Raw genomic sequence first — 16,076 nt, 5'->3', positions numbered from 1 at the left:
TTATGAACTGTTGGATGTTTCTTTTGTATTAGTTGTTTTAGCTTTATGAGGTTCTTTCCCTTCTGGAAGATATTTAATAACCCACCATCGGGACTGTCCACTTTGAGCTCCCGCAACTGCTGCTGATGCGGGTCCCACAAAAGCAAGCCAGGAACTCATCGTTGGCCCATATGTGGAAGGCATCTGATCAGCATTAGAAGCAAAACCACTTGCTGAGGCGGCTAAGCTATTAACAGCGGTTGCATAGGCCTGATATTCAATGATACCGTCAGCACCATGCTGTTTGGCTTTTTTGGTGACACTTTTAAGAACACCCGAAGAGAAAAGTCCACTCCTATTATCATGAATAACCCCAATAATGGTGTATTTTTTTTTCGGCAGTCCATCACTCCAGACATCTATTCCGTTAATAACGCGTTTTCCGCTTCCCTTTCCAATTTGGACATTTTTCCCTTGATAAGGATAAAAATAAGTATGTGAGCAGGAAGAGAAAAATAAAAGAAAAGAAAGAGAAAGTATCGCATCTTTTATGATTGCATAAGGCTGCATATACAATTTCTTTCTTGTCATTTTTATCAAATTATTACATATTTTTATTTTTCATTAAAATGATTTGAATAATTAGTTTTCCTAAATGAACAAGAAAAGAAATATTAAAAAAGTTTCGCTTTTTCTATGAAAAAAAAGATTAAACAAGATAAGGGTACCAACAACATAAGGAGTTTCCCATGAAAAAAGTTCCAATAACGGTTGCATATGGGGATGGAATAGGGCCAGAAATCATGGATGCCACATTGAAGATCATCCTTGAAGCTGGAGCTCAACTTGAGATTGAAACGATTGAGATTGGTTATAAAGTTTATTCGAAGGGGAATCCTTCAGGTATCGAACCCTCTTCATGGGAAAGTTTAAAACGCACTAAAGTCTTTTTAAAAGCTCCCATAACCACCCCTCAAGGTGGAGGCTTCAAAAGTCTTAATGTAACTGTTCGTAAAGCCTTGGGGCTTTACGCCAATGTTAGACCCTGTATGTCCTTTGCCCCTTTCATCCATACGAAACATCCTGGGATCGATCTTGTTATTATTCGAGAAAACGAGGAAGATCTTTATGGAGGTATAGAGCATAGACAGGGGGTGGATGCTTTCCAAGCTTTAAAGATAATGACAAGACAGGGTACAGAACGAATTATTCGTTATGCCTTTGAATATGCTCGCTGTTATGGGAGAAAGAAAGTTAGCTCTTTTACCAAGGATAATATCCTTAAAATTACAGATGGAATGTTTCATAAAGTATTTGAGGAAGTGGCCAAAGAATATCCTCAAATTGAAAAAGAACATTGGATCGTGGATATTGGTTCTGCAAAGCTTGCAGATAGCCCCCAGTCTTTTGATGTTCTCGTTCTGGCTAACCTTTATGGGGACATTCTTTCAGATGTGGCTCTCCAAATAGCAGGTTCAGTAGGTCTTGGTGCTTCTGCCAATATTGGACATGGTTATTCGATGTTTGAAGCCATTCATGGTTCTGCACCTCGAAGAGCGGGTCAGAATTTGGCTAATCCTTCGGGGCTTCTTCTAGCTGCTGTTCAGATGCTAATCCATATAGGACAAAACGAGATTGCCGACAGGGTATATAATGCATGGTTAAAAACCATTGAAGAAGGAATACATACTTATGATGTTTTCCGTGAAGGGACAAGCAGGATGAAAGTGGGGACAAAGGAATTTGCTCAGCATGTGATTAGCAATTTGGGAAAAGTTCCAGAAGTTTTAAAACCTTTTTGTTCATCCCGATTTCATGAAAATCCAAAGACTGACTTTCGGATTACTGTTCCCCCAGAAAAAAAAGAATTGGTAGGAGTGGATGTATTTATCGATTTTGAGGGGAGTCCCGTTGAGTTGGCCCGAAAGTTGCAAGACTGTGGACAGCGTTTAAAGCTTGAAATGATTGCTAACCGGGGCATGGCCGTTTGGCCTTTTGCTTACGGAGAGTCTTTGCTTGCGGGTCCTTTTCAATGCCGTTTTGTTTGTGCAAATAGAGAAAACAGCTTAAAGATCGATCATAGAGATGTTATCAGCCTGTTGAATGTTATTCAACAAAGAGAATTAGAGTTCACAAAAACAGAATTATTGTATAGCTTTAATGGAGTAGAAGGGTATTCAAAAGTTCAGGGTGAATAAAAGATTTTATTGCCCGGTGGTGTAATGGTAGCACAGAGGTCTTTGGAGCCTTTAGTCATGGTTCGAATCCATGCCGGGCAGCCATCTGAATTTTTTTTGGAGTAGGGATAGTATTGTTTAATCAAAAATAATGGAAACCTAACCTCTTTAGAGATATGTCGGTCTTAACTGTGAAAAACGAGGAAAATTAAAGAGTGAATCTGGGGCTATCCACAAGTCTTTTTTGTGACATTCCTCTTAATGAGGCACTTCCGATTATTTCTCAAGCAGGATTCAAAACCGTTGAGATATGGGCTTCTCCTGATTCATTGTGTCGATATGTCCATTTTGATTATCGAAATCCAAATGAAGTCGAAAACATTAAAAGACAACTTTTTTCATTAGGTATACAGCCGTTGAGTTTGCATAGTCCTTTTTATCCTTCTTTTGATCTTTCTCATATTGATCGATCTATACAGCAAGAATCGGTCAACGCTACTTTAGCTGCTGCTGAAGTATTAAAAGAAATAGGAGGCAAAGTTCTTGTGGTTCATCCTTCGGGCATCGAAATGAGCCGTATTTCTAGCAGAGAAGAAGAAAAGTCAAGATTAGATCAGATTGAGAAAAGCATAGATCTGATTTATCAATCTATAGAAAAATGGGGATTAGTTTTGGCCTTAGAAACACTTTTGCCTTCTTTTCTTGGATCAGATTTAGAGTTTCTTTTTCAGCTTGTTTCTCGATATCCCCAGAATGTAGGGATATGTTTCGATACAGGTCATGTTTTTCTGAAACATAAGGAACATTTTATCCTTCGTTACAAAGAAATAGCTAACAGGGTTGTAGCTCTTCACGTTCAGGATACTTTTGGGGAGCATGATGATCATCTGCCTCCAGGAGAAGGGATCATTCGCTGGAAAGATTTCATAGAAAGCTTGAAGGAAAAAAACTTCCAGTCGACTTTTCTTTTGGAGTTAAGTAGCCAGAGGCTTGATAAAAATAACCCACGAAACTTTCTTAGCAAGCTCTATGAACACGGTATTGAGCTTATCAATGGACTGTAAAAATAAAAGCATGCGTTAAAAGAGTTTAACTTCCCGAAGAATGGAAAGAATTTGATTATTCAATCTTCTTCACTCCAATAATCCGAGGTATTTGAGATTATAAAAACCCTAAACTAACTTGAACGACTGACAGCTGAAAGTTGTGTATCTATGGCTTTGACCAGCATTGGACTTAGGTGCCATTCTTTCCCATGGGTATGGATAATAGTTCCATCATAACTTTGCTGAAAAACTCGACCGTTTTTGAATTTCACTTGTATTGTTACGTGCACTTCTGCTTCTTCCTGTGAAGTCCAAGGATTGATTGAAGGCATATCCACGTAATTAACAACAACCTGATGTCCTACTATATTAAACTTTTTTGTATTTTCTGGATTAAAAAGATCCTGTTCAAAAGCGGTGCGTGCGTTCTTTTTTCCCGGACCTGTAACTGAACCGTATTGCCAAAGATAAACGGCTTGATCGCATCCTCCAAGGATCATGAATAGAGGGAAAAACAGAATGCCTATAATGAAAAGCTTTCTGTAAGAGATAAAAAAAGGCCTCATACGCAATGTGTCTTCAATAATATTTTTTCATTAAATGTTGTTAAAAAAAAGGAAAAAATAAAAACCGAGTTTCTCTTTATTTATAAATGAACGGCGACTCTTAGGCATCATGAAATTTATGACCTTTGGGATTGTTCTATGTACTGACTGATTTTTTTTAGTTTTGAAGCAAATTCGGCTTCTTTGAGGTAGTCGATGAGTGGTTTATCTAGTCGTTCTCTCCAATTATCTTTTGGATCTGATCCAGGATGATTAAATTGAAGGTCTATGCCTAGAAGATCGCTAATGGAAAAAACAACAAGCCAACAAGGACAGTTGAGAAGGATTTCAATAAAACGAAGATGAATGTTTTCATCAAAATGATCAGGAAGCTCGGAAGAATTCCATCCAATAAAAAGACCGATATGCTTAAGTTCCCTCATCTCCTCGCTATATGGGTTTTGTGCGGCTTTTTGACAAAGGTAGTTATATCGGCTGGCTAATGGGGGATGATCGTGTGTCCCATAAGTGGCAACGGAAAGGAATGGATAATCCTTTGTGGGTCGATAGGAAAAATCGACGTTTCTTTCGAACATGGGGATAGTAAAACCTGGAATACCCATTTTTTGCAGAACTGGTCTTACATAGCTGGGAACAAGACCAAGATCTTCAGCAACAACAATTTCTTTTTTGGCGGTATCGAGGATTACCTTCAAGATTTTTTCCCCTTGATTTTTATTAATGAGAGCCGACTCTTCCGGCTCATCTGGTCCAGGAAAAAATCGAGGTAGCAGGCCAGCTGTTTTAACTCTTACTTCTTCTTTGTTCAAAGAAAGAAATTCATCATTTTGCTCAGGAAACCATGGAAAGGCATAGACCCTGAAAAAACCTAAAACATGGTCGATACGAAAAGCGTGGAATATTTTTGTCGTTTGTAGGACTCTTTGCTTCCACCAACTGAAGGATTCGGCTTCATGTCTTTCCCACCTGTACAAGGGAAATCCCCAATTTTGTCCCCATTTTTTTACAAATTCATCTCCCTGGAAAAAGGTTTCAGGAGGAGCTCCGCAACTCCATTGACAATCGAAAAGCTCTTGGCTTGCCCAAACATCTGAGCTATACCTATTGATTCCAAACGGAATGTCCCCCATCAGTTTAACCTTTTTGATGTCCGCATATTGTCTAACGGTTTTCCATTGATTGTAAGCAACCCATTGGACAAAGGCATAAAAACGTCTCTTCTCTATAATACGACTCTTATTTTTTTGTTTTTTAAACCAACTCAAGGCATTTTTATAATTCTGAATCTCTTCAGGCCAGTCGCTCCAACGGCTGTTTCCATCATTTTCTTCTACAAGAACCCTAAAAAGAGTATATCTAGAAAGCCAATCTTTGTTTTGGCTACAAAAATGGGCAAAATCCTTTCTTTGAACAAGGCTGGAAGAAAGTACAAAACGGGAAAAAGCTTTTTCCAAAAGGCTTTTTTTAACCTTCTTTACAAGAGTGTAATCAATTAACTTTTCTTTGAACCTGAGCTCCTTAAATTCGGCTGTCTTGAGATCTTCGTCTAAAAGTCCAGGTATAAATCCCGGTTCCATGGTAAGAAGCATTGGATCATAGGCGATGGAGCTCATCGCATTATAAGGGCTATTGTCTTCACTTGTCTCATTTATGGGCAGAATTTGAAGATAGCTAAAGCGTAGGGATCGACAAAAATCTATTGTAGACAAAACAGCCTTGGTGTCACCAATACCTAAGTCATTTTCTCTTCTTAATGCAAATACAGGAACCAAAATGCCCGCTTGCTTTTCATTGTTCTTTATCTGTTGCATATAAGGGAAATGCTATGAAAAAAAGAAGTAGAATAAAAAATAAAGCTAAGGGTTAATCTAATTTGTTTGATAGCATACATCTCTTATTGGATATAAACAAAGCAATTTAGAATAGATTTTTCATGGCTTTTTTGATTGGCAAAATTTAAGTCCAGGTAGCTTTAGGGAAAGGGGAAGGTTTTTAGAGAGTAACAAAAACTTAAAATTATTTCCCATGAAAAGGGGGTGGGAAAGCATAAAAAATTTTCTTATCCATTGTTCCCTTTGTGGGTTTTTAGAAAGAAACAGGGGATCTCTAGAATGCCATTTTTCTAAACATCCCATAAAAAAATGATGTTGGTCTAGCCATCCTATTGGTTCCATTCCATTTTCTTCTGCTGTTTTTACAATAAGACTAAAATTAAGATGCGTTGTGATGTCGCTCATGCCAACAAAGAGAAAGGGATCTGAAAAAATTTTATGATTTTTATAACAACGAAGGGTGCCATTTGATCGCCAAGGAGCAAAATATTCCTCTTCCGCTAATCCATAATCGATAATGAAAAGAAGGCAGCAATTCAGTTTTTGAGCTAGCTTTGTAATCCACTTCAACGCTTCGGTGTGGATTTCTGTTGTATATCCTTCTATTTGCGGAAGAGGTAATTTTTTAATAAGCTCATCGAGTCCGCTTCGGGCAGAGAGAGGCAGTTCTATAAAATTAAGTTTATTTTCTTTGTTAATCCCTACGTATTGCTCCATCCAACAGCCATTACGAAAGGTTATGCGTTTGACAGGTAGGCTATCGAGAAATTCGTTGGCGATTAAAATGACAGGAGAGCAAAAAGAGGGGAGATCTTCACAGCCTGTTACCCAACAAAAACGGTCAGTTTTGCCTATCCGCTTTTCAATTTCCCTTTGTTGCTCTTTTTGGTTGTGGGAAAATGGCTCAATAAAGAGATAAGATAACTGCTTCGATAAATCCGCTTCGTTTTTATCCAACCAATCGACGATATCACAAGCAAGTTCTGCTCCTCCTGCACCTGCCTCTACAATCCATAGAGAGCCATTCATTTTTAATTGCTTCCAAGCTTCACTACATTGCATTGCAAGGCTCTCACCAAAAAGAGAACCTACAGAAACACTTGTGAAAAAATCTCCCCTTTTCCCAATCCGTTTTCGAGTACCTCTAGAATAATATCCGTATAGGGGATGACTTTGATGAATCGACATATAGGTATCGAAAGGAATAGGCCCTTGATTCTTGATTAGACAAAGGATCTCTTGGAGGAGAGGAGTTTGGCTGTCGTATTCAGTAATCATGTTATGGATAAAAAAGAAGCCCGAGGATTATGACCTTAGGATTGTTTATTTTTGCAAGGCCTTGAATATTCTATAAAACCTGATGATGGCTTGGAATCCCATTCTGTATTCTAATCTTAGCCTTTCAAACTGCTTAAGGAGAAAAACAGCATCGTCATTGAAAAGGTCCTCTCCATGCGGTGAATCACAGGGACTGATTAACCCCATCCGTATATACAGTGAAACAATTTCGATATCAACTCCCGTTTCTCTTGATAAGCCTTCAAGAGAATAAAGCCTGATTTTTCCTTCTCCTGCAGCAAGGATAGTAAGGGTTTGATTATTTTCCTTTTCTTCGTTATTCATTCTTTCTCTATTGATATTTCTTTTTACTGAGTTGTTCCCAAAGCTTTCTTTCCTCAGGGTTTATAGCTTGTGGTACATTTATTGAAATGACCACGTAAAGATCTCCTCTTTTTCCCCCTTCTCGGTAAGGGAGGCCTAGACCTTTAAGGCGTAGTTTAGTTCCAGATTTACAACCCGGCGGAATTTTTAAGTTGACCTGCCCTTCCAAGGTTGGAATCTGAACTTTTGACCCTAATGCTGCATCCCAGGGAGGAATTTCGAGATCATAGTAAAGATCTTTACCTTCGACTCTAAAGAAGGGATGCTTTGCATATTTGACCTTCAAAAAAAGATCACCCGCCTTCCCAAAAGCTGAAGGTTCTCCTAGTCCGGCGAGTCGGATTCTTTGGCCTTCTTCTATACCAATGGGAATAGTAATCTGGTAGGTATCTTTACGACTTCCTCCATTAAACGGGCGAGATATGGTGATTTGACGCACTGAACCATGAAGAACTTCATCAAGGCTAACCAGGATTTCTGCTGATAAATCTCTGCCCTTCTGTTTTTTAAGGGCCGTGTCACCGTTTTTTTGAAAAAGATTGGAAAAAAGCCCGCCATGCTCTGTAAAAAAGGCCTCAAAGAAATCACTAAAGCCTGTGCCTCCAAATTCGGGCTCGTATCTTTGTTGATATGTCCATCCTTTTGGAGCAGACCAGAATGGAGGGACAAATTCTTCTTGTGTTCTATCCCATGACTCAAACATCTGGTCATATTTTTTTCTCTTTTCGGGGTCACTCAAGACTTCGTATGCTTCGTTTATATCTTTAAATTTCTCTTCAGCGGCTTTTTTATCTTTAGCTACATCAGGATGATAAATTCGAGCAAGACGCCTGAAAGCTGATCTAATCTCATCTTGAGTTGCGTTCTTGTCTACTCCCAATATTTCGTAATAATTTCTAAACTTCATAAATGAGTATTCAATAAGTTAAATAATATGATGAGGATGTTTGATTGCATTATAAAAATATGCTGGATTACTCCATTGAGCAAATTAGCTGTGATTGGTCTCTTGTTGGAGAAGTTGATAAGCAACTTGTCGATATCGATGCCACTTTGGGATCGGGTCAGACTTTTTCATGGCAGAGGTTAGCAAATGGCATATGGATAGGCCAAATAGGTGAAGTGCCTTATGCTTTAGTTCCCGAAAAAAAGCTGTCAATTTATAGCCCACTGGGTTCTTTTTGTGCTTTTAAAAAGTATTTCCAAATTGAACTGGATCTTGAAAAAGTGTTGAGCAGTTTTCCCCCAAAAGATAGGACTTTGAATAAAGCGTTGCATTATTGCCCTAGGCTCAGGATATTAAAACAGGATCCGTGGGAGACTCTTGTCAGCTTTCTCTGTTCCTCTGCAAAACCGATAGTTCAAATTCGCAAAATAGTCAGCCGGATAAGAGCTTTTTATGGTCGTGAAGTCTATCCAGGGTTTTTTTCCTTTCCCACTGCTGAAGAGATCCTGGACAGAGGACCTACAGGGTTAAAAGAGGCTAAACTGGGTTTCCGTTCAGATTTTATTTGGTCAGTTTCATCCATTATTTGGCCAATGAAAAAAGATTACTTCTTTGAGCTTGAGAAGACTTCAACAGAAAACATTAGACATATACTAATGGAGTTGCCAGGGGTAGGAAGAAAAATTGCCGACTGTGTACTTCTTTTTGGATTTGCAAGACTAGATGTTTTTCCTATCGACCGATGGATGGAAAGAGTATTAAAAACTTTTTACCCCTCTTTCTTAAACAAAACCAAGATAACTTCTAAAGATCTTATCGATTTTTCTTCAACCTATTTCGGTCCTTTTGCAGGTTATGCCCAACAATATCTTTTTTATTGGTCAAGATCAGCATTCTGGAAAAAAGGGGGTCTTTGGGAATACCATTAAAGGGAAGATGACATAAACCCAGCTCTTTAAACTTGAGTCAATGAAGGAAATCCCAGGGCAGAAGAAAAGAGAGCGTCATTCTCTTAATTTTCTTTCTGGGATTTCATCGCTTTCATGAAATTAGTTCCCAGATTCCAAAGAGGTCCAGGGAATTTTTTCAACTCAGCAAGAACCGCATCCAAAGAAGATATGAAGTAGTTGATTTCTTCATCACCAATAATCAATGGAGGCAGGCATTTGACAATGTCCTGATTATTAGCGGCAACCTGACTCAATATCCTATGTTCAGCCATTAATGCAGAAACGATCAATTGAGGAAATAGTCCTTTATCCATCGCATGAATAGTTTTCCAAGCCATTTTGCCCGTTAAAGATTTCGGCTCGCCAAATTCGATAGCGATCATCAGTCCTTTTACGCGGACTTCTTTTATCCATTCATGTTTTTTTTGTAGACCAATTAAAGCCGTCTCTATCTTTTCTCCACAATTTTTAGCATTTTCGATTAATTGATTTTCTTCAAGAATGGATAAGGTCGCAAGACCACAGGCACAGGCCAGATTATTTCGACCAAAGGTTGATGAATGGACAATGCACCGATCGAGCCGGTTAAAAACCTTTTGATAAATTTCTCTGCGGGTAATAATTGCTCCACAGGGAACGTAGCCTCCACTTAGGGCTTTAGCCAGAGTAACTATATCAGGTTCCAGATGCCAATGTTCAAACGCAAACCATTTCCCTGTTCTGCCTAGTCCTGTTTGCACTTCATCGCAAAGGAGTAAAGTGCCGTATTTCCTGCATAATTTTTGAGCTTCAATGAAATAATCATCTTTAGGAAAGTAAACGCCTTTTCCCTGGACAGGTTCAAACAGAAAGGCTGCAACATCCCCCTTTTTTAACTCATGTTCTAATCCATTTAAATCGCCCATTGCTATATGCTCGCAACCAGGAAGAAAGGGACCAAATCCCTCATGAAAATAAGGGTTTCCAGAAACTGATAACGATCCCATGCTTAATCCATGAAAAGAATTAATCAAAGAAAGAATACGAGGGCGGTTGGTTGCAGCTCTTGCAAATTTTATGGCTCCTTCAATGGCTTCGGTTCCACTATTGCAAATGAAAACAGCATTAAGATGAGGAAGACCGCGTTCAGAAAATTTTTTTACTAGCGCTTCTGCCAGAAGGCCACTCAAAAGTGCCGAATCCATCTGTACCATGTTAGGCAGATCCATGTCGAGTACATCAATGATGGCCTTTTTTATTTCTGGATTGTTTCTTCCTATAGCGAAGACTCCAAAACCCCCAAGAAAATCCAAGTATTTATTTCCCTCCTTGTCATAGAGATAAGCTCCCTTTGCTTTTGTATAAACCTTATCGAAACCTATGATTCTTTGGACCTGGACAAGAGTCCTATTAATGTATTGGTGATGGAGAGAATAATTTTCTCCCATTCGTGATTCTATAATTTTCTTTATATCCATTATATTTATCCCATTAAAATTAATAAAAATTTTTAATTTTTTACCCTATAGGTCATATCTTATAAAGACTTTTTATATTCCGTTTTTTATAGGAAAAAAGAAGATTTTCCTTCTAGTTGTTTATTAAAAAAAGGATTGGTTTCTTTTTCTTTCAGAATAGTGGTTGAGGGACCATGGCCGGGATAAACAACAGTGTTATCGGGTAAAGAAAAGAGGTAATTTTTAATGCCTTCAAGAAGAGAGCTAAGGCTTCCTCCGGGTAAATCTGTTCGACCGATGGAGCCGGCAAAAAGGATATCCCCGCAAAATACGGCATGCATCCGGGCTACATAAAAAGCTACACTGCCTGGGCTATGCCCTGGAATATGGAAAAGGATAAATTCTAGCCCACTGCAACCCCAATGAATGCTGCTTCCCGCAAGGACAGGTAGAGGGATAATCTCTTTTGGAGATGGAATGGTTGCTTTTATCCCCACATAGGCGCTGCCTCCAGAATGGTGCAATAGGTTATAGTCAGCGGGATGAATGTAAACAGGACATTGGAAAGTTTTTTCTATCAAATGAGCTTCCCATATATGATCGAAATGTCCATGAGTGAGCAGTAGAGTTTCAACTTCAATTTTCCTTTGGGTAAGAAAGGAGGTAATTCCCTGGGGGGCGTCAATACAGACATAAGCTTTTTTCCCAGGAATTAGGTAAGCGTTCGTTTGGAGTTCACCTCCAGTATAAATTATGGGTTCTTTCATAGTTGATTTTACCTGTAAGTCATGCTTATTCGGGCATTGTTTATTTCTTCAGCATATATTTTTGCAGGATTTTCACCAAAAACATCTACTTCTTTTCGATGAAGTCCGTTTTTAAAATCGATTGAATAGAGGCCAAACCTTGGGGAAAAAGATCCCCATTCATAGTTGTCAACGAGTGACCAGTAAAGATAGCCAAAAAGGGGTGATCCTTCTGCTCGCAGTTTTTGTACCGTCCGTACATGAGCTCGAATATAATGGCTTCTTAAGACAGAGTCTTTTCTTTTTTCCATAGTTCCCATAGGGGTATAGCGATAAGCCAGCCCATTTTCTGAAATCAAAAGAGGCAGCCGATAATGGGTAAGTTGGTGGGTAATAAAAGCCAATCCTTCTGGTAACATTCTCCAATCCCACCATTTACTTGTAAAAGCCTCCATGAGCCATTCATGAAAGGCTTTGTTCCTTTTCGGTAGTTCATCATTCCACCTTGGCCATCTCAATGCGTGTTCAACAAAAGGATCGTAATAATCGAAAGCGATGAAATCAAAAGGTCTTTGTTTTGAACAATAAATGACTTCCAGCAATTCTTTCCAAGAGCTTTCAAAAGAACAAGCATAAGCAAGAAAATGCTGTGTCTTTTTAAGCAGTAATCCCAAAATTTTGCGCACTGCGGATATGGATGAAAACCGCATCTTATCAAATGCTGAGTCTAATTGCCTGGCTCTATCCCAAAGGTAGGAAAATAATTTTTGTTTTTTGATTCCAAAGTAAGCAGCATGAAGGAGATCAAGCCAAGCAAGGTCAAGCCAATAAAGATTGCTTGAATAATTGTTAAAACTAACGAAAGGTTTGAGGCCATAAGATTTATAGAGTGAATGAATGAGAAAATAAGCCTTTGTATGGGCTTCCAGAAGATGGATGAGGCAGGTGGTTGCTGCATGGATTCCTCGGTTAGGTCCAGAAGGAAAATAACCATATAGATAATGACAAGTGGAGAGCATATTAGGTTCATTGATCGTTAAAAGGAACTGAGGAGGCTGGCAATGGAAGTCTTTGGGTAAATGATCAAGAAGAAATTTTAAAGTATAGCCTACATAATTGACATAATGATCTATGGTGTTTCGATTAATCCATGCGTCTAGTCCTAACCAAGCAGGATGTGTAAAATGATGAAGAGTGATTATCGGCTCCATTCCCAGCGACCTGCAAGAAGCGATGATCTTACAGTACCTCATGAGTGCTCGGTCATCAAAAGGGGGAGGAGAGAATGTGGGTTTATGAGGATCAGGTAATACATAGGTTGGTTGTATCCGACTCCAACATAAACCAAGACGAAAAGCATTAAGACCAAGCTTACTTGCCCTTTTTAAATCTTCTTCGGCAAGATTCCAAAAATCACAACTTCTGCCTGAAGGCTCAACTAACCTTTCTTTTTCTGCCCAAGCCCAGTTATTTAAGGGCTCACCGTCTCCATTCATACCCCCTTCATGTTGATAAGGTGAGGTGGCTACTCCCCATAAAAACTCATTATGAGGGAGTTCTAAGGGCCAGGAGAGGGTTCTATTATCTTTAACATTTGACTTTGAGATTAAATATCCCTTGCGCATTATAACAGCCTCCGTTTAAAAAACGCTTAGAGTTGTAAAAATAGAAAAGAGGATGATAAAGACCGAAAATAAATCATATTCTTTCCTTCTGCTCGGGGTTTAAGCATACGGGCATAGGAGGATTGAGTTCGTCATCTAATAGAATTTTAACAATTGTATAGGCAGCATCAGCTTTGCCCTGTTTTAAAGCATTTTTTTGCATTTGTTTTAAAATGTGAGGATGGCTAAGCAGATAATGGACTTTGTAGGCTAAAGTGGTAAACTCGTTGCATTTAATAGCTACCCCTTTTTCGAGAAGAAAATCGCTATTAAATTCTTCCTGGCCAGGAATGGGAGAGATAATTATCATCGGTAGGCCCATAGCCATAGCTTCCGAAGCGGTAAGTCCTCCTGGTTTTCCAATTAAAATGTCTGCAACATCCATGAATTTATGCATCTCTGTAGTGAAGCCATAAACTTGTATAGAATGATTTGAAAGTTTTGAAGCTTGGATACGAATTTTTTCTTCCATTTGCACGTTTTTCCCGCAAACAACGACAATTTGAAGAGGCATTTTCAATGTTTCAAGAGACTCAAGGATGACTTCTACAGGGCTTACACTCAGAGCTCCTGCTGAAACAAGGATTACAGGAGTTTCGGGATCAAAGCCCATATTTTTTTTCTGTTCTTTTTTATTTTTCGAAGGCTTAAATACAGGGTCAATGGGGATGCCGCTGAAAACGATTCTTTCTGCTGGAATGCCCAGATTGATGAGGTGAATCTTGCTTTCTTCATTGGCCACAAAATATCGGTGAAAAACTCGACAAAGCCACATAGCATGACAATGAAAATCTGTTACAACGATAGACAGTCGGCAATCTATTTTCTTTTGTGAAATTAAATAGGAAATAATCTCAGCGGGCAAAAAGTGGGTACAAACCGTTACATGTGGGCTGTAAGCGGAGATAAAATCTATAAGAGGTTGAGTATTAAGCCGGTCGAGCATGAATCTCATCTTATCGGTTTTCCAAGGTTCGTCTGTTGTTCGGTACCACCAACCGAGAAAGGTTGGTGCCGTATCAACAAGCTGGATATAAAGCTTGGAGTAAAAATCTCTAAAGATTTTATTCGTATATTTTAGGGCGTCTACACATTCGACTTGTCCAACCCTGCTATCCTCAAAAAAAACCTTTTCTAATGCCTCAGCCGCACGAATATGTCCAGTTCCAGCACTGGTGGAAAGGATCAATACCCTAATTTTTTCCGCCATTTTCACTTTTCTTGGATGAAAATAACATGATTTTTATTTTTTCTGTTGCTGATCTTGAGCTTGAGTTGTCCTAAGAAGAATAACACGGCTATGTCCATCCACAAACATTTGGTTTGAGTTGCGAAAAATAGTGATCACATTGCCTGTTACATGATCCTTATTCTCTTCAATGACTTCAGGATTTCCCGTTAATATCAATTTATCTTCGGCAACTATATATTCCATTTGGGCAGCTTTTGCTGTTCGTTTTTCCTGAATCAGAATAGCTTCTCCTTTAGCTATAAGCTTTTTAATTTCCGAACCGTTTTCATCAAAAAAAACGGTCATTTCATTAGATCTCATTTTAAAGTTGTTTGCGATGGCTATGACATTACCACTAAAAAAACCTTGGTGGATATTTTGATCCATTTTAAAAGTATTAGAAGTCACAACAGTAGCATCAGGATTTGTCAGGAGTTCAGGGGGATTTTCTTCCGGGAATTGGCCATGTAAATTGAATTCGAAAAGGATAAAACAGAAGATAAAAAGCTTTCTGAATGTTATTTTCATCTTATGGCTTGGTTTCAATATCATGGTGGAGTAAAGGGATGTTGCCTGTTCGCAAAGAAGGAGTAGGAGGTTGATGACTCTGATGGCTCTCTTTATGAGAAGTCTGTTTGCCTAAGGGAAGGTTATAAAGAACCATCCGTACGTTTTCACGGAATATTCCTTTTCTGTTATCTATTTCCCAATCCATGATTTGTGAAGTCAATTTTAAATCTTTTCTGTCTACTTCAGCTCCATTTTTTGTAGATAATCTATTGTCTAGTTTCCAAAGATCACAGCGCGGGGAAAGGATAACGGTGGTAATTTGGTCGTTGTCGAAAAGCTCGATTTTCATCTTTCTTATTTCAATCCTATTAACGCTCACAGCAATTGCTTCTTCACCATGTATTGTTGCCTGCAATTTCCCATTTGTATTTCTTTGAGGTAAAGAGAAGTTTTTTACCACGGCTCCTAAGGGCAAAGAAGGAGAGTCAGCCTGCCCATTAGGAGTGATGAGAAAAAGCGAAAGAAAACAAAGATTAAAAACATTACGGAATAGCTTCATGAATTTTTAAAAGACAGCCCAAAATGGAATCTACTGCATCCAAAGGAATCATCGTTGATGAGTCCGAAAGAGCTTTTTCAGGGAAAGGATGGGTTTCAAAAAAAAGGCCATCAATTCCTACCGCAACAGCGGCACGAGCCAGGGGAAAAGCATAAGAACTATCTCCTCCGGTTACTTTTCCAAGGGCGGAAGGTCTTTGAACTGAATGAGTTGCATCAAATATCACCTTGTGTTTTCGAGAACGCATGAGGCTAATTCCTCTCATATCGACAACAAGATCGTGGTATCCAAAGCAACTTCCCCGCTCCGTAAAGAAGTAATGAGAACAACCAACCCGTTTCAGTTTTTCAGCGATAAGATCCACATCTTCAGGGGCCAAGAATTGGCCTTTTTTTACATTTACAGCTTTAGCCGTTTGTCCGCAAGCAACAATAAGGTCCGTCTGTCGGCATAAAAAAGCCGGAATTTGCACTAAATCGACAATTTGTGCTACAGAACTGACTTGTTCTGTCGAATGAACATCGGTTGTCAAAGCACATCCAGTTTTTTCTTTTATTTTGGCCAATATTTTTAAGCCTTCTTTTAACCCAGGACCACGGAAAGAGTCGATTGAACTGCGGTTGGCCTTGTCAAAGGAAGATTTAAAATAAAAAGGGATCTGATACTTAGTTGTAATTTTTTTAAGTTCTAAAGCGATATCGATGACCAGCTCTACTGATTCGATAACACAGGGACCAGCAATAAGAAAAAAAGGCTTTTTGCCATTCATCTC

General features: G+C 38.9%; 16 protein-coding genes and 1 tRNA gene. 4 read left to right on the top strand and 13 right to left on the bottom strand.

The features are described 5' to 3' along the window. Positions 1 to 549, bottom strand: a complete 549-nt coding sequence (locus IT6_RS01925; protein WP_206827212.1) for a hypothetical protein — start codon at positions 547 to 549, stop codon at positions 1 to 3. A gap of 179 nt (positions 550 to 728) precedes the next feature. Here IT6_RS01925 and IT6_RS01920 point away from each other — a divergent pair, with 179 nt between their 5' ends. The 3 genes from IT6_RS01920 to IT6_RS01910 all read left to right on the top strand — a co-directional run bounded on the left by IT6_RS01920 (position 729) and on the right by IT6_RS01910 (position 3,220). Next, on the top strand, positions 729 to 2,177 hold the full coding sequence (locus tag IT6_RS01920) for an NADP-dependent isocitrate dehydrogenase (RefSeq protein WP_134440504.1): 1,449 nt from the start codon (positions 729 to 731) through the stop codon (positions 2,175 to 2,177). Between the two features lie 10 nt (positions 2,178 to 2,187). Further along, positions 2,188 to 2,261: transfer RNA gene (locus tag IT6_RS01915), tRNA-Gln, on the top strand. Between the two features lie 110 nt (positions 2,262 to 2,371). After that, entirely contained in the window at positions 2,372 to 3,220 is an 849-nt protein-coding gene (locus IT6_RS01910; protein WP_134440503.1) for a sugar phosphate isomerase/epimerase family protein, read from the top strand. Between the two features lie 113 nt (positions 3,221 to 3,333). Here IT6_RS01910 and IT6_RS01905 read toward each other — a convergent pair whose 3' ends face one another. The 5 genes from IT6_RS01905 to IT6_RS01885 all read right to left on the bottom strand — a co-directional run bounded on the left by IT6_RS01905 (position 3,334) and on the right by IT6_RS01885 (position 8,169). Next, on the bottom strand, positions 3,334 to 3,768 hold the full coding sequence (locus IT6_RS01905; RefSeq protein WP_134440502.1) for a hypothetical protein: 435 nt from the start codon (positions 3,766 to 3,768) through the stop codon (positions 3,334 to 3,336). A gap of 116 nt (positions 3,769 to 3,884) precedes the next feature. Next, positions 3,885 to 5,579, bottom strand: coding sequence for a 4-alpha-glucanotransferase (locus IT6_RS01900; protein ID WP_206827210.1), 1,695 nt, complete (start codon positions 5,577 to 5,579; stop codon positions 3,885 to 3,887). 120 nt (positions 5,580 to 5,699) lie between these two features. Then, positions 5,700 to 6,878: a class I SAM-dependent methyltransferase gene (locus IT6_RS01895; RefSeq protein ID WP_206827208.1), complete on the bottom strand. Its 1,179-nt coding sequence runs from the start codon at positions 6,876 to 6,878 to the stop codon at positions 5,700 to 5,702. A 45-nt stretch (positions 6,879 to 6,923) separates the two neighbouring features. Further along, complete coding sequence (locus IT6_RS01890; protein ID WP_134440499.1) at positions 6,924 to 7,223, bottom strand: MerR family transcriptional regulator; 300 nt, start codon at positions 7,221 to 7,223, stop codon at positions 6,924 to 6,926. Between the two features lie 7 nt (positions 7,224 to 7,230). Further along, positions 7,231 to 8,169 carry a DnaJ C-terminal domain-containing protein gene (locus IT6_RS01885; RefSeq protein WP_134440498.1) on the bottom strand — a complete coding sequence of 313 codons (939 nt, stop codon included), beginning with the start codon at positions 8,167 to 8,169 and terminating at the stop codon, positions 7,231 to 7,233. 59 nt (positions 8,170 to 8,228) lie between these two features. Here IT6_RS01885 and IT6_RS01880 point away from each other — a divergent pair, with 59 nt between their 5' ends. After that, positions 8,229 to 9,137, top strand: coding sequence for a DNA glycosylase (locus tag IT6_RS01880; protein WP_206827195.1), 909 nt, complete (start codon positions 8,229 to 8,231; stop codon positions 9,135 to 9,137). 83 nt (positions 9,138 to 9,220) lie between these two features. On the opposite strand, the gene IT6_RS01875 is transcribed toward IT6_RS01880, so the two are convergent. The 7 genes from IT6_RS01875 to kdsA form a co-directional block, all read right to left on the bottom strand. Continuing rightward, complete coding sequence (locus IT6_RS01875) at positions 9,221 to 10,615, bottom strand: aspartate aminotransferase family protein (protein ID WP_206827193.1); 1,395 nt, start codon at positions 10,613 to 10,615, stop codon at positions 9,221 to 9,223. An 86-nt stretch (positions 10,616 to 10,701) separates the two neighbouring features. After that, positions 10,702 to 11,361, bottom strand: coding sequence for an MBL fold metallo-hydrolase (locus tag IT6_RS01870; protein WP_134440495.1), 660 nt, complete (start codon positions 11,359 to 11,361; stop codon positions 10,702 to 10,704). Positions 11,362 to 11,369: 8 nt separating this feature from the next. Then, a complete protein-coding gene (locus IT6_RS01865; protein ID WP_242524287.1) occupies positions 11,370 to 12,836 on the bottom strand; it encodes a family 1 glycosylhydrolase in 1,467 nt (488 codons plus the stop codon). Positions 12,837 to 13,038: 202 nt separating this feature from the next. Then, positions 13,039 to 14,214, bottom strand: a complete 1,176-nt coding sequence (locus tag IT6_RS01860) for an MGDG synthase family glycosyltransferase (protein WP_134440493.1) — start codon at positions 14,212 to 14,214, stop codon at positions 13,039 to 13,041. Positions 14,215 to 14,247: 33 nt separating this feature from the next. After that, positions 14,248 to 14,763: an LptA/OstA family protein gene (locus tag IT6_RS01855; protein ID WP_134440492.1), complete on the bottom strand. Its 516-nt coding sequence runs from the start codon at positions 14,761 to 14,763 to the stop codon at positions 14,248 to 14,250. Position 14,764: 1 nt separating this feature from the next. Then, a complete protein-coding gene (locus IT6_RS01850) occupies positions 14,765 to 15,304 on the bottom strand; it encodes a hypothetical protein (RefSeq protein ID WP_134440491.1) in 540 nt (179 codons plus the stop codon). After that, positions 15,288 to 16,073: a 3-deoxy-8-phosphooctulonate synthase gene (kdsA, locus tag IT6_RS01845; protein ID WP_134440490.1), complete on the bottom strand. Its 786-nt coding sequence runs from the start codon at positions 16,071 to 16,073 to the stop codon at positions 15,288 to 15,290. The genes IT6_RS01850 and kdsA overlap by 17 nt, the downstream gene beginning before the upstream one ends. Positions 16,074 to 16,076 lie beyond the last annotated feature (3 nt).

Origin of the sequence: Methylacidiphilum caldifontis, assembly GCF_017310505.1 — a bacterium.
Classification (GTDB): Bacteria; Verrucomicrobiota; Verrucomicrobiia; order Methylacidiphilales; family Methylacidiphilaceae; genus Methylacidiphilum; species Methylacidiphilum caldifontis.
This window is presented reverse-complemented; position numbering and strand designations above follow the sequence as displayed.

What these genes read in the sequence shown, in the direction of transcription:
- IT6_RS01925 (WP_206827212.1), bottom strand. Translation starts at nt 549, where the DNA reads ATGCAGCCTTATGCAATCATAAAAGATGCGATACTTTCTCTTTCTTTT.
- IT6_RS01920 (WP_134440504.1), top strand. Translation starts at nt 729, where the DNA reads ATGAAAAAAGTTCCAATAACGGTTGCATATGGGGATGGAATAGGGCCA.
- IT6_RS01905 (WP_134440502.1), bottom strand. Translation starts at nt 3,768, where the DNA reads ATGAGGCCTTTTTTTATCTCTTACAGAAAGCTTTTCATTATAGGCATT.
- IT6_RS01900 (WP_206827210.1), bottom strand. Translation starts at nt 5,579, where the DNA reads ATGCAACAGATAAAGAACAATGAAAAGCAAGCGGGCATTTTGGTTCCT.
- IT6_RS01895 (WP_206827208.1), bottom strand. Translation starts at nt 6,878, where the DNA reads ATGATTACTGAATACGACAGCCAAACTCCTCTCCTCCAAGAGATCCTT.
- IT6_RS01890 (WP_134440499.1), bottom strand. Translation starts at nt 7,223, where the DNA reads ATGAATAACGAAGAAAAGGAAAATAATCAAACCCTTACTATCCTTGCT.
- IT6_RS01885 (WP_134440498.1), bottom strand. Translation starts at nt 8,169, where the DNA reads ATGAAGTTTAGAAATTATTACGAAATATTGGGAGTAGACAAGAACGCA.
- IT6_RS01880 (WP_206827195.1), top strand. Translation starts at nt 8,229, where the DNA reads ATGCTGGATTACTCCATTGAGCAAATTAGCTGTGATTGGTCTCTTGTT.
- IT6_RS01875 (WP_206827193.1), bottom strand. Translation starts at nt 10,615, where the DNA reads ATGGATATAAAGAAAATTATAGAATCACGAATGGGAGAAAATTATTCT.
- IT6_RS01870 (WP_134440495.1), bottom strand. Translation starts at nt 11,361, where the DNA reads ATGAAAGAACCCATAATTTATACTGGAGGTGAACTCCAAACGAACGCT.
- IT6_RS01865 (WP_242524287.1), bottom strand. Translation starts at nt 12,836, where the DNA reads ATGAATGGAGACGGTGAGCCCTTAAATAACTGGGCTTGGGCAGAAAAA.
- IT6_RS01860 (WP_134440493.1), bottom strand. Translation starts at nt 14,214, where the DNA reads ATGGCGGAAAAAATTAGGGTATTGATCCTTTCCACCAGTGCTGGAACT.
- IT6_RS01855 (WP_134440492.1), bottom strand. Translation starts at nt 14,763, where the DNA reads ATGAAAATAACATTCAGAAAGCTTTTTATCTTCTGTTTTATCCTTTTC.
- IT6_RS01850 (WP_134440491.1), bottom strand. Translation starts at nt 15,304, where the DNA reads ATGAAGCTATTCCGTAATGTTTTTAATCTTTGTTTTCTTTCGCTTTTT.
- kdsA (WP_134440490.1), bottom strand. Translation starts at nt 16,073, where the DNA reads ATGAATGGCAAAAAGCCTTTTTTTCTTATTGCTGGTCCCTGTGTTATC.